The sequence below is a fragment of the Collinsella aerofaciens genome (genome assembly GCF_015561195.1).
Lineage (GTDB): Bacteria > Actinomycetota > Coriobacteriia > Coriobacteriales > Coriobacteriaceae > Collinsella > Collinsella aerofaciens_AC.
On record NZ_JADMSU010000001.1, the window covers coordinates 18779 to 39938 of the forward strand.

Genomic DNA, 21160 nt, shown 5'->3' on the forward strand with positions numbered 1-21160 from the left:
GAGGCGGGTCTGGGCCGATTGTCTCAATCTGTAACAGCTACGGGGCAAAATCGGTCCCAATTGTTATAGATCAAGACAGAGAGGGATTACCGTCCAGTCCAAACCAAATCTCTCGCTCCTCCTGCAATTTCGAGCATGTGGCCTATAATATTGCTTTGGTTACGCTACATATTGCGCAGCCATTTAATACGTCGCCCACCGGGGGCCATTAATTCCTATCACCTTATTGGCTAGGAAGCAATCAAAGGAGGTATCCGTGGCAGCAGAGACGCCTTGCTCGGTCCTCTATAACGATATTCGCTCGTTCGGCGGTCTTAAACATCTCGAGATCGCCCGAATGCTCATCAATGGAAACTCTTATCTCGGCAGTACCCTGCTCGAGAAATGCTCTTCCAACCGCTCGTATCTCACCCGTTACATCGTCCATCGCGAGCCTGACCAGTGCGCGCCCGCCATCTACAGCGACTTTGCCGTCACCACGCTCAATCTTTCCGCGGCAATCTGCAGCAAGCTCGGCGGCGGCGAGTCCGCCTATCAGGCAATCGCCGAGCACTATCGCGGCCCGGCCGCCAACGAAATGATGTCGGCTCTCGCCAGCTACAAGCTGGACAGCCGCCTATATGCAAATGCCCTCAATCACATCGACAACTTTGACGGCAATGCCGTGCGCGAGAAGAGTACGCTTTACCTTATGCTCTTTGTGGCAACAGGGGCGCTCGCCGACCCCATCCAAGGCGTGGCCACCGTCGAGCGCTTTTGCGACAGCAAGACGGGCGGGCACTTTGGCACCACCGAAACTACCGTCGGACGTGGCTTTATGGGCAGCCTGGAGCAGCCGCGCACCGTCGCCCCCAACCTCGGTCTGCTCAGGACACATGCCGACAACTGCGTCGACATGCAAATCCATCCCCTCACACGCGATCCGCGCGGCACCGTGATTGGTTCTTTGCCCAAAACCTCGCCCAGCATCACCGATGTGGGCGCCGACGCATCGCGCGAGCATCTTCGCATTTGGCTTGAGGGTGAGCACTGGTACGCCCAGGGCCTTGGATCGACCAACGGCACAGTGCTCGAATCGGGCGCGGGCGACGGCGATATTGTGATTGAGCCGCCGCGCGACCAACGCGAGCCCGGCAAGATCTATCCCCCGGTGGAAATCGAAAACAGCGACAGGCTCCATCTGGGTCTCTACACGACATTCCTTGTCATTGTGGATTAGCGCGGGCGGTGATCGAAAGACGGTCACCGCCCGTCTTTCGTCTTCTACCTTCTGCGTCGTAACCGACAATACCCAGCGGTATACGTGGGTAGTGCGGCTAAGATAGTACCTTACCGATATCCGCACTGCCCGCGTATACGCGCGGCAACCCATGCCAGACAAAGGAACGCCATGGATACTACCGATAGCGCCTATGGCGACAAGCTCATCCGTCTCGACACGTTCGATACCGCCGTGGCAGTCGACCCCAGTGCCGAGGACGACGCCAAGCGCCGGTTTATGACGCTTATTCTTCAGACGGCATACCGCGACGGCGGCAATATCGGACACGTACTTCGCGCGACCAACACGAGCGGCGAGGTCTTTGCCGTCAAGCTACTCAAGGACAACGCCATCCTTTCCGGCCAAGCCCCCGACCGCTCCGCCGAGCAATCGGCCGCGCATCTGGCCAACACCGCCGCGCTGTTCGAGGAATACCGTCATCTGTGTACCGTCTCGCACCTGCGCGGATTTCCGCGCGTCTATGGCTACGGATCGTGCGAGGACGACCCGCTTATCCTCATGGAGTGGGTCGAGGGCACCTCGCTCAAGCAGGCGCTGCCCTTGCTTCCGCACGACGCCTCGGGCGGGCTAACCACCCAGATGGTCGCCGCCGTCGGAAACGCCGTGCTACGCGCGCTCTTGATGACCCAAGACCTCGTGAATCCGGTCGTCCACCGCGACCTGTCGCCTGCCAATATCATGTTCCGCACCACCGGCCGAACGCTCGAACAACAGATTGCCGATTGCTCCTTTGACCCCTGCCTCATCGACATGGGCTCCGCTACCATGGCCCTCAGCGATGACACGATCACCCGACGTGCCGACATCTGGCGCTTTGCTACGCCCGCATACGCCGCGCCCGAGATGCTCACGCAGGATATCGAAGGCATCGCGGCCCTTCGCCGTTCGCCGGCAATCGACGTCTACGCGCTTTCGAGCATTCTGTACCAGCTCTACAGCGGTCGCAAGCCGTTCGACGTCGAGTCGACGGGTGCCGCGGCAACCGGCTCGTTCTACCTCATAAAGACCAAGACCAAGCCGGCACCGCTCAAGCCGCGCTGCGAGGGCGACGAAGCGCTCGTGCAGATCATCATGAAAGGCATCTCGGTCGAACAGGGCGATCGCCCTACCGAGTAGCAGATGCTCGAGGTGCTCTCGACATACCTCCCCGCTGCAGAATCTGAGGACCGCGAGGGTGCAGGAGACGAGGCCGCAATTGATATCGATTCTGGCACGCACCTTAAGGTCGACGTCGCCGGCGAGCGCGCACGAGAGATCCTGGAGCAGGCCCGTCACGATGCCATGACCCGCCGCCGCTTTGTCATCGGCGGCGTCGTTGCAGCCGTTGCGGGGCTCGGCGTTATCGGGGCGGCAACCCATGGCTTTGGCATCCCCGACTACCTGGACGGCATCCGCGGTTCGCTTGACGACTACACCTGGGCTCAGCTGCAGGAGATTTCGCTCAAGATTAAGGCCGCCGAGACCCGTAGCGAGGCACGCGAGATTGCCAAGCGCTACCACCTGCTCGACACTGATGGGCATATCCCCTATCCGTGCACCAAGCGTGTCACGCTCACCAACGGGCTGGAGGTTGGCGCGCAGCTTGTGGGCATCCGCCACGACGAACTTCTGGACGGGACGGGCAAGGCCGGGCTGACGTTTATGTTCGACGCGGGTATTACCGAGCGCAACGCTGCGGCTGAACCGCCGAGCGCCGGCTGGGCAGATTGCGAGCTGCGGGAATGGCTCAACGGCGACGGCCTTAAGCTGCTGCCCAACGAGTTGCGCGCACTCATCAAATCCGTCAAAAAGATCTCAAATAACGTTGGCGCCGCCAACAGTGCATCGTGTCTGAGCGAGTTGCCCGCAACCCTTTGGCTGCCCGCCATGGTCGAGCTGTGCGGTACGCAACCGCCCGATTCGTTTGCCGAGGACTATCACTACCTGGCAGACATCTATAACGGCGAGGGCAAGGAGTACCAACTCTTCCGCGAGCTCAAGGTGAGCCCGTATTCCACGAACGAGACGATGGTCCGCCAGTGGAAGGGCAAGGACACCTGTTGGTGGGAGCGCACGGTGAGCCCCGACACATCGGAGAGCGAAGGCACGCTCTATATGAACCGCGTGGGGCACGACGGCGACGTCTTTACGTACGCAACGCCTGCGGAAAAGCCAAACAAGCTAACCTGTGTGATCCCCGGGTTCTGCATCTAGGCGGCGGGCGTCTTGCCGTGACGGGACCCCTCCCCGGCAATTGTCTCGATCTGTAACACTAGCTCGGCAGATACAGGTCTAGATGTTACAGAACGAGACATTTGAGTTGACCGCGGACGGTCTGTCTCGATCTGTAACAGTAAGGGGTCATATTTGCTGCTAGATGTTACAGATCGAGACATTGAGTTTCCTGCCAACTGTTTGTCTTGATCTGTAACAAATACTCGGTAAAACGGGGCCTAGATGTTACAGATCGAGACGTTAGTTTTCGGCCGATTTCTATGTGTTGGTCTGTAACAGTTAGAGGTCATTTTCCCTGCTAGATGTTACAGATTGAGATGATTGGTTGGGACGGTCCATCAGCCAACCAACTACCCTCATCTGTAGCGAAATGTCATATATTTCTTTCTGTACTGGACACCCCCAGGGGGTATGGGTGTATAGTATCGGTTGGTTAACATTTCCGACACTACGCCACAGAAAGGAGAAGCCATGGCTCAAGATAAATTCGATGTGGGTGGCATGACATGCGCCGCCTGTCAGGCGCACGTGGACCGTGCCGTGAGCAAGCTCGACGGCGTCGAGAGCGTCGCGGTCAATCTGCTCGCCGGCTCTATGCTGGTGGACTACGACCCCGCGCAGGTCTCCCCCGACGATATCTGCACCGCCGTCGACCGCGCAGGCTACTCGGCCTCGCCCGTCGATGTGGGCACCGGTGCCGCCGGCTCAAACGGCAGTGCGCAAGCCAGGTCCGGCGCCGCCCATATGGAGTCGCCTACCAAAAAGCTGGAGGCCGCCGCCTCCGCCATGCGCACCCGCCTCATCGTCTCGATCGTATTCCTCATCCCACTGTTCTACATAGGCATGGGGCACATGCTTGGCTGGCCGCTACCCGGCATTTTCACCGACCATACCCGCAGCATGACGCTCGCGCTCACCGAGCTCGTCCTGCTCATCCCCATCGTCTACGTCAACGACGCGTACTTTATCAACGGGTTTAAATCGCTCGCGCACGGCGCGCCGACCATGGACGCTCTCATCGCCGTCGGCGCCACCGCGTCCATCGCCTGGTCGCTCTATGCAATGTTTATCATGGCCGACCAGCTGGCCGCCGGGCAAATCCACGAGGCCATGATGACAGGCATGGACAACCTGTATTTTGAGAGTGCGGGCACGATCCTGTCGCTCGTCACCGTGGGCAAATACCTCGAAACGCGCAGCAAGTCCAAAACCGGCGGCGCCATCGAAGCGCTCATCGACCTGGCGCCCAAGACCGCGACCGTCGTTGCCGACGACGGCACCGAAACCACCGTCGACGTCGACAGTATCCTTCCCGGCCAGATCCTGCGCGTACGCCCCGGAGAGTCCATCCCCGTTGACGGCGTGGTGCTCGAGGGCAGCTCGGCCGTGGACGAGAGTGCGCTCACCGGCGAGTCCATCCCCGTGGAAAAGACCGCCGGTGCCACCGTCAACGCGGCCACGGTCAACCGCACCGGTTCGTTTACCTTCCGCGCCACGCGTGTGGGCGCCGACACGTCGCTCGCCAAGATTATCCAGCTCGTCGAGGACGCCAACGCCACCAAGGCGCCCATCGCCCGCATGGCCGACAAGGTCGCCGGCGTGTTCGTGCCCGTAGTGTTCGCAATCTCTGCCGTAACTTTTGTGGCATGGATGGTTTCGACCGGAAGCGTCAACGAAGCGCTCACCTCCGCCGTCGCCGTGCTGGTGATCAGCTGCCCGTGCGCGCTGGGTCTGGCCACACCCGTCGCCATTATGGTGGGCACCGGCAAGGGCGCCGAAATGGGCATTCTGTTCAAGAGCGCCGAGGCGCTGGAGAACCTGCGCAGCGTGGGCACCGTGGTGCTCGACAAGACTGGCACCGTCACCCGCGGCAAGCCGGCTGTAACCGACATTGAGGTGGCCACGCGCGCTGACGGCTCGCCCGCCATGAGCGAAAAGGCGCTGCTCAAGCTGGCCGCCGCGCTGGAGCGCTCGAGCGAGCACCCGCTGGCAGAGGCGATTATGGCCGAGTGCGAGACGCGCGGGATCGTCGCGCGCATGGTCGAGAACTTTGTCGCCGTACCCGGACGTGGCGTTACGGCGCGCGAGGGGCAGAATGTCATCGCAGCCGGCAACGTGCGCCTGATGGACGAGTTGGGCGTTACCGTGCCCGCGGGTCTTGCCGAGCAATATGCCGCCGAAGGCAAGACGCCGCTGTTCTTTGCCAAGAACGGCGAGCTTGTCGGCACCATCGCCGTGGCTGACGAGGTCAAAGAAACGAGTGCCGAGGCCATCGCCGCGCTCCGCAAGCTCGGCGTCGACGTGCGCATGCTCACCGGCGACAACTGCGTCACCGCCGAAGCAATCGCCCGCCGCGTGGGCCTCGACCGTGCGCAGGTCATCGCCGACGTCCTCCCCGCCGACAAGGAGCGCCACGTGCGCGAACTGCAGGATGCGGGCAGCAAGGTCGCCATGGTGGGCGACGGCATCAACGACTCCCCCGCCCTGGCGCGCGCCGACGTGGGCCTTGCGATTGGCACCGGCGCCGACATCGCCAAAGAAGGGGCAGATGTGGTGCTCATGCGCAGCGACCTCATGGATGCTGCGCGGGCCATCGAGCTTTCGCGCGCCACGATTCGCAACATCAAGCAGGACCTGTTCTGGGCGCTGTTCTACAACGGCATCGGCATTCCGCTGGCGGCGGGCGTGTTCTTCCCGCTCACCGGGTGGCAGCTCTCGCCGATGTTTGGCGCCGCGGCCATGAGCCTGTCGAGCGTCTGCGTCGTAAGCAACGCTCTGCGCCTGAAATCCTTTAAGCCTAAAGTGGCAAAATAAGCTCACCATTAAGTCCATTTAGAACGGGTTTTCCAGGTGCCCGAGATTGACCTGAAAGAGGAGCGACGCGTACTTTGGTACGCGAGCGACGGCTTGAAGATCAAGGTCGGGTGCCTGGGAAAGCCGACACAACAGAGAGGAATACCCATGCGTTACACAATTAAGACTTCCGGCCTTATGTGCGGCCACTGCGACGCCACTGTCGAGACGGCACTGCTCAACGTGGCAGGCGTGACCGACGCCGACGCCGATCACGAGACTCAGACCGTACAGGTGGAGTGCGCCGATACCGTGACCGCTGAGCAGCTCGCCGCCGCCGTCGAGGGCGCCGGCGAGAAGTTCCATGCCCTGTCCGTAACCGCCGCTTAGCAGCTACCAGAGGCATTCGACCCCCCGACCAGAAACGAGGACTCGCCATGATGGCAGACCACAAATCGGTGACCCGCATGCTCAAGACGGCACGCGGTCAGATCGACGGCATTCTGCGGATGGTCGAGGAGGACCGCTACTGCGTCGATATTTCCACGCAGCTCATGGCCACACAGGCGCTCCTTGCGCGCATTAATGCCGACGTACTCAAAGCGCATATCGAGGGCTGCGTGACTTCGGCAATCGAATCGGGCGACGAAGACCTCAAGGCCGCCAAGCTCGCCGAGATCGAGCGCGTCGTCGACAAGCTCTCCAAGTAATTGGGGCATTGGGGACAGACTTCTTTGCACCATCTTGGTGTATCGGGGATAGGTACGTTTGCACCACCTTGGTGCAGATTGACCTGTCCCCCTTGCTCTAAATCGGGTATAAAGGCGTGCAGCATATCGAACGAAAGGCAATTTGCATGAATGACTTTATGAAGGGCCGCAATGGTGCCGATGAACTCACCATCGTGATGGGTTTTGCCGGCATTGTCATCGCGATGATCGGATCGATAGCCCACATCCAGTGGCTCAGCTGGATTGCCATCGCCGTAATCGTGATTGGCGTGCTGCGCGGCCTGTCCAAAAACATCGATGCGCGTCGCAAGGAAAACGCTGCCTTTGTCGCCGCGACCGCGAACGTCCCCGGCTTGGGCAAGTTTGTCGCCAGCTTGGGCGGCGGCGCTGCAGCGGCCAGCACCTCGCGCGCGGCTGGAACGAGCAAGGAAGACTTTGAGCGCGCCAAGCGCACGGCCAAGAAGATGTGGAAGGGACGCAAGACCACGGCATACCTCAAGTGCCCCAACTGCGGCCAGATGCTCTCCGTCCCCAAGGGCAAAGGCAAGATCCGCGTCACCTGCCCCAAGTGCCACGCCAAGATGGAAACCCGCTCCTAGCGCCCGCACGCGGGACAAATTAATCAGGTTTGTTTGTCCCAAATCTTAAATATTTGTTCGATAAAAAGCCGAGGCCTCGTGTTGAGACCTCGGCTTTTTGTATGCGGCAACGGAGCTGCACCTTTGTCACATCTACGCCACACCGTCGCGGGCAAGCTCCTCGGCCAGCGCTTCGGCAGGCATGGCCATAATCGCGTCGAGCTCGGCGTCCACCTCGGGAATGCGTTTGATCTTCAGCTTGCGCACCAGGTCACCGCGGCACATCACATGCATCGGTTCACGCAACACCGCCAGGTCATCGAGCGGATTCTCGCGCGTCACCAAAATGTCGGCCGCCTTGCCGCACTCGATCGTACCGGTCTCGTCACCCAGGCCCAGTAGCTCAGCATTGACTTGCGTGGCCGTATGCAGCGCAAACGCATTGCTCACGCCCACGTACTTGGCAAAATAGGCCACCTCACGCCACATATCGTACTGCGTCACGAACGGGCAGCTCGAGTCCGTGCCCAGACCCACCTTAACGCCGGCATCCAGCGCCGCACGAGCACTCTCGATGATGCCCGAGCACACGATGTCGCCGTTCTTCTTTTGCGTGTCAGTCGAATGAGTCTTTTCCGGGTCGAGCAACACAAACGGCAGCGCCGGGCTGATAGTGCAGGTCACACTCGGCGCGCGTCCCTCGAGCTGCGTGCCCGCGGCTCCACGGTACAGCTCCAGGATCTCGGGCGTCATCGGGGCACCGTGCTCAATCGTGTCAACGCCGGCCTCAAGCGCGGCCTTCACGCCCTCGGTACTCTCGACATGGGCCATAACCGGCAGGCCCACCTCGTGCGCCGCCTTGCACGCCGCTGCCGCAACCTCCACCGGCATACGCAGCACGCCCGGCTCGCCCACCTCGGTCGCGTCGAACACGCCGCCCGTCACGAACAGCTTGATGACATCGGCACCGCGCGCATACAGGCCTCGCACCTGTTCGGCTGCCTCGGCGGGACTATTAGCCACCTGGGCGAACAAGCCCGCACCATGGCCGCCCGGCACCGTGACGCCCGTTCCCGGCGCCACCAGACGCGGACCCTGATACTTGCCGGCGTCGATAGCGTTGCGCACGGCGATGTCGGCAAACAGCGGGTCACCCGCACCGCGCACCGTAGTCACGCCGCTTGCCAGCTGCTGCTGAGCGCTGCCCTTGAGGATGTGGCGAACGATGGCGCGGCCCACCGGATTATCGAGCTTCTTCATCAGTGCGCCCGCATCGCCCGCCGAAACCGGCTTGCCCGAACCGCACAGATGCACATGCATATTGATGAGACCCGGCATGAGATACGCCCCTGCCAAGTCGATGACCTCGGCACCTGCAGGCGCCTGCGCCACAGCGCTCGGCCCCATCCAGGTGATGATGCCACGCTCGACGGCCACGGCCATGTCGGGCAGCGGCTCCATATGTCCTGAGCCATCCAGAACGGTCGCATTGATAAACAACGTGGAACGATCGGCAGATGCCATATCGAGCTCCTCCCTCACGATTAACTTGAACATTTGTCCATTATCACCTAGTCCCGCTGGATTGCTGCAGACGCATCGGTTAACGGAAGGAAGAGGGGATGTGGGGAGACGGAACACGTTGCAGTCCCACCCCAGCGACACCAGGGAAATGTCTCGATCTGTAACAGGTACAGGGTTATTAGGCCTCTTGATGTTACAGATCGAGACATTCGGTCGACGTTTCACCGGCTTGTCTCGATCTGTAACAATTACGAGCTCAAACAGCCTCTAAACGTTACAGATCGAGACAAGACCTCTCAGCGCCCATACCACTGGCATCTCCACTCCTCAGCCAATTCAACCTGCCGAGGAATACCCGCCAGCCTCATTTTCTCGACTAGCTTCCCCGGGCCTTTGAGTTCGTTAAACGTAAACCGAAGCACCTTATGCCCGAGCATTGTCAGATGAGATTCCCGCTGACGCTCTGCCACGAATGGGTCAACCGACTCCCGACCCTCGCCGCTCTGCAAGGTGTACTTCCCCTTTCCGTCGAGCTCGCCGATGACACACGTCCCGTCCTCGAGCCGCCAAAAATAGTCGACGCGAAACACCTGGCTCGGATCGAGCGGGTCGCGAAACTCCACCTGCAGCTCCGGAACCGGAAAACCGTACGCAATAAAGAATGCTCGGAACCGAGACTCGCCGCCGTTTTCAGACAGCCCGTCCGCATACGACGCAATCACCTGTGCCCTGCGATACCCTCGCCTGCCCTCGCAATCGGCGCGGAGGCGCTCGCACAAATCCCCACGTGATACGCTTTTTGCCCGCAGTGCAGAATCGGCAATCGCCAACCCGTAGGAGAACGGCGCGCGCAGTAGGCAATCCTCCACCGTGCGCCAAAACGACGTCACCCGCACGCCATCAACATGCTCGAGTGCGCCCGCCATCTGCGGACGCAACAACCTGCACCCGCCGCTCAACGTCACCGAACAACCCGTCTTAACAAGAAAACGCGACCCAAGCAGATCATTCGGCACCTCCAGGCCCCACAAAAGCGCCGCGTCATAACCCCAAAACGCCCAATCGGGATGAAACTCTGCAAGCCCTTTGATGGTACGCAGCGTTCGCTCCGCCGGCGTCAGTACACCCCAATCATGTTGAAAGCAGAACAAATACGGCTCGGGTTCCGCGATATCGTCGGTTCCAACATGACGCCGCAGCCACATGAGCTCGGCATTGTCATGCGTTGCGAGCAGCGCACCTTGCTCGGTCGCCTCCGTGAGCCTGGCAAGCATCCTATTCCGCGCCAAGGTGTTACGTGTTGCATGCTTGTGTTTGAAAACGGTATTAGACACTTCCATCACCACCACATCGGACAAATGGACCATCGTCACCGTTGCCTCCGCTGATAAATGTCTTGATCTGTAACAGGAAGACCGATTTTTGGACTGTAGATGTTACAGATTGAGACATTCCCCCAACCAGGTGCCAAACGTCTCGATCTGTAACAGTTAGACGTTCTCCAGGCCCCTAAACGTTACAGATTTAGACAAACCAGCGGCGCCCAAGCATTCGTCTCGTTCTGTAACAGGTAGACTGGTTTTTTGCCCCCAAACGTTACAGATCGAGACAAAAAGGCAAAAGGCAAGGCAGGCGACAACCGTCCATCCCCTACTCCCACTCCTGCTCGTAGATATTGAGCGACTTTACGTACCGCCCCTGGGCGCCCATGATGTCGCGGACCAGCCGCAAGAAGAAGCTGATACACGAGGTGTCAAAGCCGTCCTGCAGGTCCTCGGGATGCACCGCACCCGGCCCGTCGACCGCCGTGTCGTTCAGGTGCGCGATGTCATACAGGTAGAGCTGTCCCGCCGTAAGCCAGACATCGTCGACGCAGGCGAGGCGCACCGCAATCGCGCCGTCACTCCAGTGCTCCTTCTGCACGATATGCGGATCGTAGACATCAAAGCGATGATCGGTGCGCGTGTCCTTCAGCACGACCATGCCGGACGCAGGATTCTTGTCCAAAATGCCAAAGCGCGAGAAATACTGCGTGTCGCGTACCTGCTCGAGCCGCTTGAGCGAGGCAGGCGAAAGCGATGCCGGCGGCTCGTCAACATATAGCTCGAGCAGCGTTTTGCCATGGCGATAGGGGCGCTCAAACAGCAGCCAATCGGTAAACGCCATGTTGTAGGCCATGATTTCGTTTTGAGAAGGTTCCTCGCAATAGCTGAGCCACGGGTCGACGATAATCTCGAACTGCTCGCGCGCCGGCTCCAGGAATTGAAACTTCCGCAGCATCCAAAAATGGGCCATGTCGGCAATATCGTTGCCGACGGCTTCAGCCAGCTCTGCTCGGTCAAAAGCGTGGTCAGTCATGGCATCCTCCTCAAACTGATGGACCTCAATTTGAGCTTACGAGGAGGGTGGGCAGCCACGACCAGCGCGGGCAAAATAGGCCCCCGGCTGCAAACCAGATGCTGACCAAACACTTGACGAAAAGCTTGACCGAAAATGCGCGCCGCAACAAAACCGCAGGTAAACATCGACGGCCAACCCGCCCTTTTGAGCCAGATGCCCGCAGCCACCACAGAAACAACAGGTGACCACAGCCCAAGAAGTCGACAAATGAACACCCGCACGTCGACAAACGAGCAAACTGCTCGCAAATCCGCAAGGAGTGTCCCCGAATGCCGACAGAAAAGGAACGTCCCTAACTGTCGGCACTTAGGGACGTTCCTTTTCTGTCGGCAGTTAGGGACAGCCCTTGCCGATTCGATTGTTGAATATCTCCGTGACTACTTTACAGTTCCAGCGCGTCGGCGACTTCGGCAGCGCAGGCCAGGGCATCGGCCATGGCACTCACCACGAGCGAGCTGCCGTTGCGGGCATCACCCGCCACATACACCGGCGCGGCATCCGCGGCAACACCCTCCGTGCGAGCCGCGAGATGCGAGCCCTCAGCAGCCATCACCGGCAGCGGACGACCAGCGGTGGCAACAGGCACGCTCACCGCATCGAACACACCGTGCTCCGGACCCGTAAAGCCGCAGGCGATGAGCACCAGTTGCGCTGGCACCTCGTGCTCGGAGCCCGCGATGCGCTCGGGCTTTCCCGCCGACCAGTCCAGATCGACCACGCGCAGACCCGCAGCCGCACCCTTCTTGTCCAGCAGCACCTCGAGCGTATCCACGCCCCAGGCACGCATCTCACCACCCATCGCAGCGATAGCCTCCTGCTGGCCGTAATCGGTCTTCTTAACGTTGGGCCACTGCGGCCAGGGGTTGCCTGCCGCGCGCTTATCGGGCGCAGCCGGCAAGAACTCAAACTGGCGCACGCTGCGCGCGCCTTGGCGCACGGCGGTACCCACGCAGTCGTTGCCGGTATCGCCACCGCCAATGACCACGACGTCCAGGCCGCGCGCATCAACCGCAGGCTCGCCGCCATCGAGCACCGAGACGGTCGATGCCGTCAGGTAGTCCACGGCGTACACCACGCCGGGCGCATCGATGTTCGTAGCCGAAAGACCGCGGGGCGCACGAGCACCGGCAGCCACCACAACGGCGTCAAAGCCATCGAGCTTGGCGGCAACCTTGGGATCGCTCACGTCGGCACTCAGCTCAAACACAATGCCCAGCTCGCGCATGAGCGCCACGCGACGCTCGACCACGAACTTCTCGAGCTTCATGTTGGGAATGCCGTACATGAGCAGGCCGCCGGGGCGGTCGTCGCGCTCAAACACCGTCACGCGGGCGCCGCGACGCGCAAGCTCCCATGCAGCCACCAGACCAGCAGGACCGGAGCCCACCACGACAACCGTGGGCGCGTCCTCCCCCGCCGGCTCAAAGCGGCGCGGGCCACCGTTTGCCCACTCATGGTCGCTGATCGCACGCTCGTTGTCATGGATCGTCGTGGGCTGGCCGTCGACCGAACCCAGGTTGCACGCGGCCTCGCACAGCGCCGGGCACACGCGGCTCGTAAACTCAGGCATGGGCGAGGTGAGCGACAGGCGCTCGGCAGCCTCATCCCAGCGGCCGCTGTACACCAGCTCATTCCACTCGGGAATCAAGTTGTGCAGCGGGCAGCCGCTCGGGCGCGCCTTGCCAAAGCTCGCGCCCATCTGGCAAAACGCCACGCCGCACATCATGCAGCGGCTCGCCTGGACGCGACGTGCGTCGTCATCGAGCTCCACGTACAGGGAATCAAAATCATGACTGCGCTCCTCCACGGGGCGAAGCTCGTGGGTCACACGATCGATATCAAGAAAAGCACCGGGCTTACCCATGGCACTTACGCCTCCTTCTTGGTCGAAGCAACAGAACCGGTAGCAGCCACGGGCGCAACACCCGCGCTAGCCGCGCCGCCCGCGACATCAAAGCGAGCGACATCCGCGGCACTCGCGCGACCGGTCACAATGTCAAACGCCAGCTCCTCAGCCTGCGCATGCGTCTTGCCCACGGCCTCGGCAGCAGCGACAATCGCCAGCACGCGCTCGTACTCGGTCGGAATGACCTTCACAAAATGCTTGCTCATCGAGTCGAAGCTGTAGAGCAACTTAATGCCACGCGGGCTCTGCGTCGCGTCCACGTGCTCCTGGATGAGCTCGCGAATCTGCGCCAGCTCGCCGGCCGTCGGGGCCTTGAGTTCAACGCTCTCGTGGTTCACGCGGGCATCGAGCGTGCCGTATTGGTCAAAGACATAGGCCACGCCGCCCGTCATACCGGCGGCAAAGTTCTGCCCGACCTCGCCCAGGATGAGCGCCAGACCGCCCGTCATGTACTCGCAGCCATGGTTGCCGCAGCCCTCGACCACCACGGTGGCGCCGGAGTTACGCACGGCAAAACGCTGGCCTGCCAGGCCGTTAATAAAGCCGCGGCCGCTCGTGGCACCAAAGAACGCAACGTTGCCCACGATGATGTTCTCGTCGAACTTGTAGGTCGCATGCGGGTTGGGGCGCACCGACACCTCGCCGCCCGAAAGGCCCTTGCCAAAGTAGTCGTTGGCGTCGCCGCACACGTTGAGCGTAATGCCGCGCGGCAGGAAGGCACCAAAGCTCTGACCGGCCGAACCATCGCAATCGATGGTGATGGAACCGGCGGGCAGGCCCTCGGGATGCGCCTTGGTCACCGCGTTGCCCAAGATGGTGCCCACGCAGCGGTTGACGTTGGCGATATCGGCGCGGAAGCGAATCGGACGCAGGTGCGCACGGGCATCGGCCGTATAGGGCACAAACAACGTGGAGTCGAGCGTCTTGTCGAGCTCGCTGTCCGCAGCCATCTGGGGCAGGAAGTGACGGCCGTCGGCACCCGGGATGTGGGCACCAAACTCACAGGTCGCGCTCGCCAGCACGGGCGACAGATCGAGCAGGTTGGCCTTGCGGTTGCCCGGGACCTCGATCTGGCGCAAGCACTCGGGATGGCCGACCATCTCGTCGACGGTGCGGAAGCCCAGGCTCGCCATGACCTCGCGCAGTTGCTCGGCAACAAAGAGCATAAAGCGCTCGACGTGCTCGGGCTTGCCGCGGAAGCCGCGACGCAGGCGGCAGTTTTGCGTGGCGATGCCGGCGGGGCAGGTATCCTGCTGGCAGTCGCGCTGCATAAGGCAGCCCATGGAGATGAGCGGCATGGTCGCAAAGCCAAACTCCTCGGCACCCAGCAGGCAGGCAACGGCGACATCGGTACCGTCCATGAGCTTGCCGTCGGCCTCGAGCACCACGCGCGAGCGCAGGCCGTTTTGCAGCAGCGTCTGCTGGGCCTCGGCAAGGCCAAGCTCCAGCGGCAGACCCGCGTGCCAGATTGAGTCGCGCGCAGCGGCACCCGAGCCGCCATTGTGGCCGCTGATCAAGATCTTATCGGCAGCGCCCTTGGCCACGCCGGTGGCGATGGTGCCGACACCGGCCTCGCTGACCAGCTTGACCGACACGCGTGCGCCGGGATTGGCGTTCTTAAGATCGAAGATAAGCTCCGCCAGGTCCTCGATGGAGTAGATGTCGTGGTGCGGCGGAGGCGAGATCAGGCCGATGCCGGGCGTGGACTGACGGACCTCGGCAATCCAGGGGTAGACCTTCTTGCCGGGCAGGTGGCCGCCCTCGCCGGGCTTGGCGCCCTGGGCCATCTTAATCTGAATCTCAAAGGCGCTGCAAAGATAGCGGCTCGTCACGCCAAAGCGCGCACTTGCCACCTGCTTGATTGCGGAGTTCTTGGAGTCGCCGTTGGCCAACGGGGTCTCGCGACGCGGGTCCTCGCCGCCCTCGCCCGAGTTGGAGCGTCCGTGCAGGCGATTCATGGCGATGGCCATGCACTCGTGCGCCTCTTTGCTGATGGAGCCATACGACATGGCGCCGGTGTTAAAGCGGCGGACGATGTTGAGTGCGGGCTCCACCTCGTCGAGCGAAACCGGCGTGCGGCCGCTGGCATTAAAGTCGAGCAAGTCGCGCAGGCGCACGGCACGGCCGGTGCGGTGCAGGCGGGCGCTGTACTCCTTAAAGGTGTCGTAGCTGTCCTCACGGCAGGCGGTCTGCAGCAAGTAGACAGCCTGCGGATCGATGAGGTGATCCTCGCCGCCGAGCGGGCGCCACTTGGTCAGACCCAGCGTGGGCAGCTGATCGGGAGCCGGGCTCTTAAGGATGGCGAGCGCGGCGTCGTAGCGCTCGTTTTGCTCGCGCTCAACGTCCTCGACACCCATACCGCCCACACGGCTCACCGTGCCGGCGAAGTACGCGTTGACAAACTCCGGCGTAAAGCCCACGGCCTCGAAGATCTGCGCCGAATGGTAGCTCTGCACCGTGGAGATGCCCATCTTGGACATGATGGAGACGATGCCGGCAGTCGCAGCCTTGTTGTAGTTGGCGATGCCCTGCTCGGCCGTCACGTCCAGGTCGCCGCGTGCCGCCAGATCGCGGATGCACGCATGTGCGTTGTACGGATAGATGCCGCTCGCGGAGTAGCCCACTAGTGCCGCAAAGTCGTGCGGGGACACGGCGTCGCCGCACTCCACCACAATATCGGCAAAGGTACGCACACCGGCGCGGATCAGGTGGTTGTGCACGCAGCCCACGGCAAGCAGCGACGGCACGGGCACCTCGCCTGCTCCGGCACGATCACTCAGCACCACAATGTTCACGCCGTCGCGGACCGCAGCCTCAACGTCCTCGGCAAGCTGTTTGAGCGCAGTCTGCAGCGCGCCCTCGCCGGCATCGCGGCGGTAGACGGCACGGAAACGACGGGTCTTAAAGCCAACACGGTCGATGGCACAGATATGTTCGAACTCTTCCTCGTTGAGCAACGGGCGCTCCAAGCGCACCAGCTGACAGGCCGTGCGGGAATCCTCGAGCAGGTTGCCGTGGTTGCCCAGGTAGAGCGTGGTCGAAGTCACCATGTGCTCGCGCAGGGCATCGATCGGAGGATTCGTGACCTGGGCGAACAGCTGATAGAAGTAATCGAAGAACGAACGCGTCTTCTTGGACAGGCAGGCTAGCGGCGCGTCGATGCCCATCGAGGCGAGCGGGGCCTTGCCCTGCTGGGCCATGGGACGCACGACCTCGTCAACATCATCCCAGTGATAGCCGAGCTTGGCCATGCGCACGGCGGCGGGCACCTCGGCATCCTCGGCGGGCGCGGGCGCGGCGGGCTCGTCGAGCGCGTCGACGGTCAGCGTCTCCTCGGCAATCCAGTCGCGGTAGGGCTTCTCCTTGGCATAGCGGGCGCGCAGCTCGTCGTTGTAGATCACGCGGCCGCGGGCAAAATCGACCTCGAGCATCTGGCCCGGTCCCAGGCAGCCGCTCGTCAGGATGTTCTCGGGGCGCACCTCAATGGTGCCAACCTCGCTCGCCAGCATAAAGCGGCCGTCGCGCGTCACGTAGTAGCGAGCCGGGCGCAGGCCGTTACGGTCGAGGGCGGCACCCAGGGTACGGCCATCAGTAAAGGCGATAGCGGCAGGACCGTCCCACGGCTCCATGAGCATGGACTGGTAGGCGTCGTAGGCGCGGCGCTCCTCACTCAGGCTGTCGTTGTGGTCCCACGGCTCGGGCAGCAACATGGACGCGGCACGCGTGAGCGGACGACCGTTCATGACCAAAAACTCAAGCACGTTGTCCAAAATCGCGGAGTCGGAGCCCTCGCGGTTGATGATGGGCATCACGCGCTCAAGATCATGCTGCAGCACGGGGCTGTACAGGTTGGGTTCGCGGGCGCGAATCCAGTTGACGTTGCCCTTGAGGGTATTGATCTCGCCGTTGTGGATGATAAAGCGGTTGGGGTGCGCGCGCTCCCAGCTGGGCGTGGTGTTGGTGGAGTAGCGCGAGTGGACGAGCGCAACGGCCGTCTTGACGGCGGCGTCGTTGAGATCGATGAAGAAGCGGCGCATCTGCGTGGCGACGAGCATGCCCTTGTACACGATGGTGCGCGAACTCATGGAGCACACATAGAAGATCTTGTCGCGCAGGGCAAACTCGGCATCGGCCTTCTTCTCGATAGTGCGGCGGCACACGTACAGGCGGCGCTCGAAGGCGTCACCCGCCGGCGTATCGTCGGGGCGGCCCAGAAAGGCTTGCAGAATGATGGGCATGCAGGCGCGCGCCGTCTCGCCCAGGTCGTGCGGGTCGACGGGCACCTCGCGCCAAAAGAGCAGCGGCACGCCGGCCTCGGCGCAGCCCTCCTCAAACACGCGACGGGCATCCTCTACGCCCTTGTCGTCCTGCGGGAAGAACAGCATGGCCACGCCATAGTCGCCCTCTGCCGGCAGAATCTGGCCGCACTTTTGGGCCTCTTTACGGAAAAAGTGATGCGGAACCTGGAACAGGATGCCAGCGCCGTCGCCGGTGTTCTTCTCGAGTCCCGTGCCGCCGCGGTGCTCCAAGTTGACCAGAATGGACAGCGCATCGTCCAGAATCTGGTGATGGCGCTCACCGTTGATATCGGCAAGCGCGCCGATGCCACATGCATCGTGGTCGAATTCGGGGCGATAAAGGCCCTGCTGCTGAGCGGAATCTGCCTGCATCGCGATCCTCCCCTAGATATTAGACAGTCAGTTGAATAGGCATACTAGGAGCATCGCCGGCCCGTTGTGTTTCCCGCCCGTTTCGAAACAATCGCGTAACGCACGCCGGCCATCAACGTCTTGCTATCAAACGTGTACGTCAGCCTCCAAACATGTCGAAATTTGACATCTTTGGAGGCTGACGTACACGTTTTAGTGCAGGGACGGCCGGCACATATGCATCCAACCCCTTTGAATTATTCTGGAAACGAGGGCCACGCAGACTTTTGCATGATGCGACTCGACACCGCAGACCTCAAGGGCGGCAACAAGGCGCCCAAGTTCGGCTTGTAAGCTCACCGCTTCAAACATCTCAATCTGTAACAGGAGGAACCGATTTTGGCGCCTAGATGTTACAGATTGAGATTTTCTGCGGGACGGTTTTGGTTTGTCTCGGTCTCTAACACCTAGGCCCAATTTCCATCCCTAGTTGTTACAGATCGAGACATTTCGGCAGCCCCCTTTCACCATCCCATTCAAATACAACAATTTTGTTAGTCTTGGTTAACTTTTAAGCCTAAAACGGGTATCCTTTGCGGCGTCAAGCAAACGGCACGCACACCGTGCCAGATCAAGGAGACCCCTATGACACACCAGACAGACCAACAGACAATGCAACTTGTCCTTATCCGTCACGGAGAATCCGAGTGGAACAAACTCAACCTGTTCACCGGCTGGACCGACGTAGAACTCACCGAAACGGGCCGCGAAGAAGCCGCAGCAGGCGGTCGAGCCCTCAAAGAAGTGGGCTTCGACTTCGACGTCTGCTACACCTCGCGCCTCAAGCGCGCGATCCACACCCTCGACATCGTGCTCGGCCAAATGGATCGCGAGTGGTTGCCCGTCATCAAATCCTGGAAGCTCAACGAGCGCCACTACGGCGCGTTGCAGGGTATCAACAAGGCCGATGCCGCGGCAGAGCACGGCGACGAGCAGGTGCTCATCTGGCGCCGCTCCTTCGATATCTGCCCGCCGGCGCTCGAGCCGAACGACGCGCGCGACCCCCACACCCAGGAGCAATACCGCGACGTCGCACCCGATCAGCTGCCCTATACCGAGTGCCTCAAGGACACGATCGCCCGCGCCTGGCCTTATTTCGAAGACGAGATTCGCCCCCAGATGCTCGCCCGCAAGCGCGTACTCATCGCCGCACACGGCAACTCCCTGCGCTCACTCGTCATGAAGCTCGAGCGCCTCACGCCCGAGGAGATCCTCAAGGTCAACATCCCCACCGGCGTGCCGCTCGTCTACACCTTCGATACCGATTTCAATGTCCTCGACAAGCGCTACATCGGCGACCCGGCGACCATCGCCGCCAAGATCGACGCCGTGGCCAATCAGGGCAAAGCGCACAAGTAGCCCAAACCCAAATCCGACGCGTGGCGCCGCACGACCCAATGCGACGTCACGCCGCCCATACGCAGGAGCGCACCATGCTCAACCATCTCAAACAACACTTTGGCTCCCGACGCACCGGTGGTCACGGAGGCCTAGACATTGCGCGGCATATCGGCCCCGGGCTGCTCGTGACCGTCGGCTTTATCGACCCGGGCAACTGGGCCTCCAATATGGCCGCGGGCTCGCAGTTTGGCTACGCGCTGCTGTGGATCGTCACGCTGTCCACGATTATGCTCATCGTGCTGCAGCACAACGCGGCGCACCTGGGTATCGCCACGGGCGCCTGCCTTGCCGAGGCCACGACACGTTACCTCCCCCGCTTCGTCGGGCGCACGGTGCTCGCCAGTGCCTATCTCGCGACCATCGCCACCGCCATGGCCGAGGTCCTGGGCGGCGCGATTGCCCTTCAAATGTTCTTTGGGCTGCCCGTGCGCGCGGGCTGCGTCATCGTGGCGGCAGTATCGATGGCGATGCTCATGACGAACTCCTACAAGCATGCCGAACGCTGGATCATCGCCTTCGTAGGCGTGGTAGGACTCTCGTTTTTGGCCGAGCTTGCACTAGTCAAGGTCGACTGGCCGCAAGCCGCCGCAAGCTGGATCACGCCTAGTATGCCCACTGGCTCTGCCGCGATTATCGTGAGTGTCCTGGGTGCGGTCGTTATGCCACACAACCTTTTTCTGCACTCCGAGGTCATCCAATCCATGCACTTCGAAGGCCAAGGCGAGCAGGTTATCGAAGAACGTCTGCGCTACGAGCTCTTTGACACGCTCTTTTCGATGGGCGTGGGCTGGGCAATCAACTCGGCAATGGTCATCCTGGCCGCAACGACCTTCTTTGCGCACGGCATGGTCGTAGACGACCTCGCCGTCGCAGCGGCCACGCTCTCCCCCATTCTGGGCCCGGCGAGCTCGACCATCTTTGCGGTAGCGCTGCTGTTCGCGGGACTATCGAGCAGCGTGACAGCGGGCATGGCGGCGGGAACCATCACTGCGGGCATGTTCGACGAGGAATACGATATCCAAGACCGACATTCCTCGATCGGGGTGGCGGCCTGTTTCGTCGGCGCAGTGACGGCGTGCCTGGTCGTCCCAAATCCTTTTGAAGGTCTCATCTGGAGTCAGGCACTGTTGTCGCTTCAGCTGCCGATTACGGTCTTTGTGCTCATACGGCTCACCAGTTCACCCCGCGTCATGGGCAAATACGCCAACTCGCGTCCACTCAACGCGCTGCTTGTAGGGATCGGCGTCATCGTGACGATTCTCGACATCGTGCTGCTAACGGGGATGTAATTGGGATGGCGTGGCTGTCCAGATATAACGTCTCAATCTGTAACACGTAAGGCCGTTTTAAACCGTCAGATAAATCAAAAGGGTCCCGGCCGGGATTTCCGACCGGGACCCTTGGACAGAGCTATGTGTTGCCGTGAGCCGTGTGCCGACGAGCTACTCCTCGACGAGCTCAAACTGATCGGGACCGACGCCGCACACCGGGCATACATAATCCTCGGGCAGCTCGGGCGTATCGACCTCAACCTCGTAACCACAAACGATGCACACGAACTTATACGTCTTCTTCTCCTCAGCCATGATGTTCTCCTCTCGAACGCGACTGGTGATGTACTT

The 21160-nt window shown here is 61.5% G+C and carries 15 protein-coding genes; 9 read left to right on the forward strand and 6 right to left on the reverse strand.

Translation table 11 applies throughout. From position 1 onward, the window contains the following. The first annotated feature begins 256 nt into the window (after positions 1 to 256). The 7 genes from I2H81_RS10545 (at position 257) to I2H81_RS00100 (ending at position 7619) form a co-directional block, all read left to right on the forward strand. Positions 257 to 1219 (forward strand): FHA domain-containing protein, encoded by a 963-nt coding sequence (locus tag I2H81_RS10545; protein ID WP_195644019.1) that lies wholly within the window; start codon positions 257 to 259, stop codon positions 1217 to 1219. A gap of 171 nt (positions 1220 to 1390) precedes the next feature. Next, the gene (locus I2H81_RS00075) at positions 1391 to 2398 is read left to right on the forward strand and encodes a protein kinase domain-containing protein (protein WP_195644020.1); all 1008 of its coding nucleotides are present in this window, start codon (positions 1391 to 1393) and stop codon (positions 2396 to 2398) included. A 3-nt stretch (positions 2399 to 2401) separates the two neighbouring features. Continuing rightward, complete coding sequence (locus I2H81_RS00080) at positions 2402 to 3475, forward strand: DUF6273 domain-containing protein (RefSeq protein WP_195644021.1); 1074 nt, start codon at positions 2402 to 2404, stop codon at positions 3473 to 3475. A gap of 492 nt (positions 3476 to 3967) precedes the next feature. After that, positions 3968 to 6310 (forward strand): heavy metal translocating P-type ATPase, encoded by a 2343-nt coding sequence (locus tag I2H81_RS00085; protein ID WP_195644022.1) that lies wholly within the window; start codon positions 3968 to 3970, stop codon positions 6308 to 6310. Between the two features lie 147 nt (positions 6311 to 6457). After that, on the forward strand, positions 6458 to 6679 hold the full coding sequence (locus I2H81_RS00090; RefSeq protein WP_006235338.1) for a heavy-metal-associated domain-containing protein: 222 nt from the start codon (positions 6458 to 6460) through the stop codon (positions 6677 to 6679). 50 nt (positions 6680 to 6729) lie between these two features. Beyond that, positions 6730 to 6999, forward strand: a complete 270-nt coding sequence (locus I2H81_RS00095; RefSeq protein ID WP_226812542.1) for a metal-sensing transcriptional repressor — start codon at positions 6730 to 6732, stop codon at positions 6997 to 6999. 146 nt (positions 7000 to 7145) lie between these two features. After that, positions 7146 to 7619, forward strand: a complete 474-nt coding sequence (locus I2H81_RS00100; RefSeq protein WP_195644023.1) for a hypothetical protein — start codon at positions 7146 to 7148, stop codon at positions 7617 to 7619. A 132-nt stretch (positions 7620 to 7751) separates the two neighbouring features. On the opposite strand, the gene I2H81_RS00105 is transcribed toward I2H81_RS00100, so the two are convergent. From I2H81_RS00105 to gltB, 5 genes are all read right to left on the reverse strand, one after another. After that, positions 7752 to 9122, reverse strand: a complete 1371-nt coding sequence (locus tag I2H81_RS00105) for an amidohydrolase family protein (RefSeq protein ID WP_229107981.1) — start codon at positions 9120 to 9122, stop codon at positions 7752 to 7754. Between the two features lie 296 nt (positions 9123 to 9418). Continuing rightward, positions 9419 to 10495 carry a hypothetical protein gene (locus tag I2H81_RS00110; protein ID WP_195644025.1) on the reverse strand — a complete coding sequence of 359 codons (1077 nt, stop codon included), beginning with the start codon at positions 10493 to 10495 and terminating at the stop codon, positions 9419 to 9421. Between the two features lie 277 nt (positions 10496 to 10772). Continuing rightward, on the reverse strand, positions 10773 to 11480 hold the full coding sequence (locus I2H81_RS00115) for a hypothetical protein (RefSeq protein WP_195644026.1): 708 nt from the start codon (positions 11478 to 11480) through the stop codon (positions 10773 to 10775). Positions 11481 to 11904: 424 nt separating this feature from the next. After that, on the reverse strand, positions 11905 to 13386 hold the full coding sequence (locus tag I2H81_RS00120) for a glutamate synthase subunit beta (protein ID WP_195644028.1): 1482 nt from the start codon (positions 13384 to 13386) through the stop codon (positions 11905 to 11907). 5 nt (positions 13387 to 13391) lie between these two features. Next, the gene (gltB, locus tag I2H81_RS00125) at positions 13392 to 18098 is read right to left on the reverse strand and encodes a glutamate synthase large subunit (protein ID WP_195644030.1); all 4707 of its coding nucleotides are present in this window, start codon (positions 18096 to 18098) and stop codon (positions 13392 to 13394) included. 624 nt (positions 18099 to 18722) lie between these two features. Here gltB and gpmA point away from each other — a divergent pair. Beyond that, positions 18723 to 19496, forward strand: a complete 774-nt coding sequence (gene gpmA, locus I2H81_RS00130) for a 2,3-diphosphoglycerate-dependent phosphoglycerate mutase (protein WP_229107982.1) — start codon at positions 18723 to 18725, stop codon at positions 19494 to 19496. Positions 19497 to 19570: 74 nt separating this feature from the next. Beyond that, a complete protein-coding gene (locus I2H81_RS00135; RefSeq protein ID WP_195644032.1) occupies positions 19571 to 20827 on the forward strand; it encodes an Nramp family divalent metal transporter in 1257 nt (418 codons plus the stop codon). A gap of 153 nt (positions 20828 to 20980) precedes the next feature. Here I2H81_RS00135 and I2H81_RS00140 read toward each other — a convergent pair whose 3' ends face one another. Next, entirely contained in the window at positions 20981 to 21124 is a 144-nt protein-coding gene (locus I2H81_RS00140; RefSeq protein ID WP_117638060.1) for a rubredoxin-like domain-containing protein, read from the reverse strand. Positions 21125 to 21160: the final 36 nt, after the last annotated feature.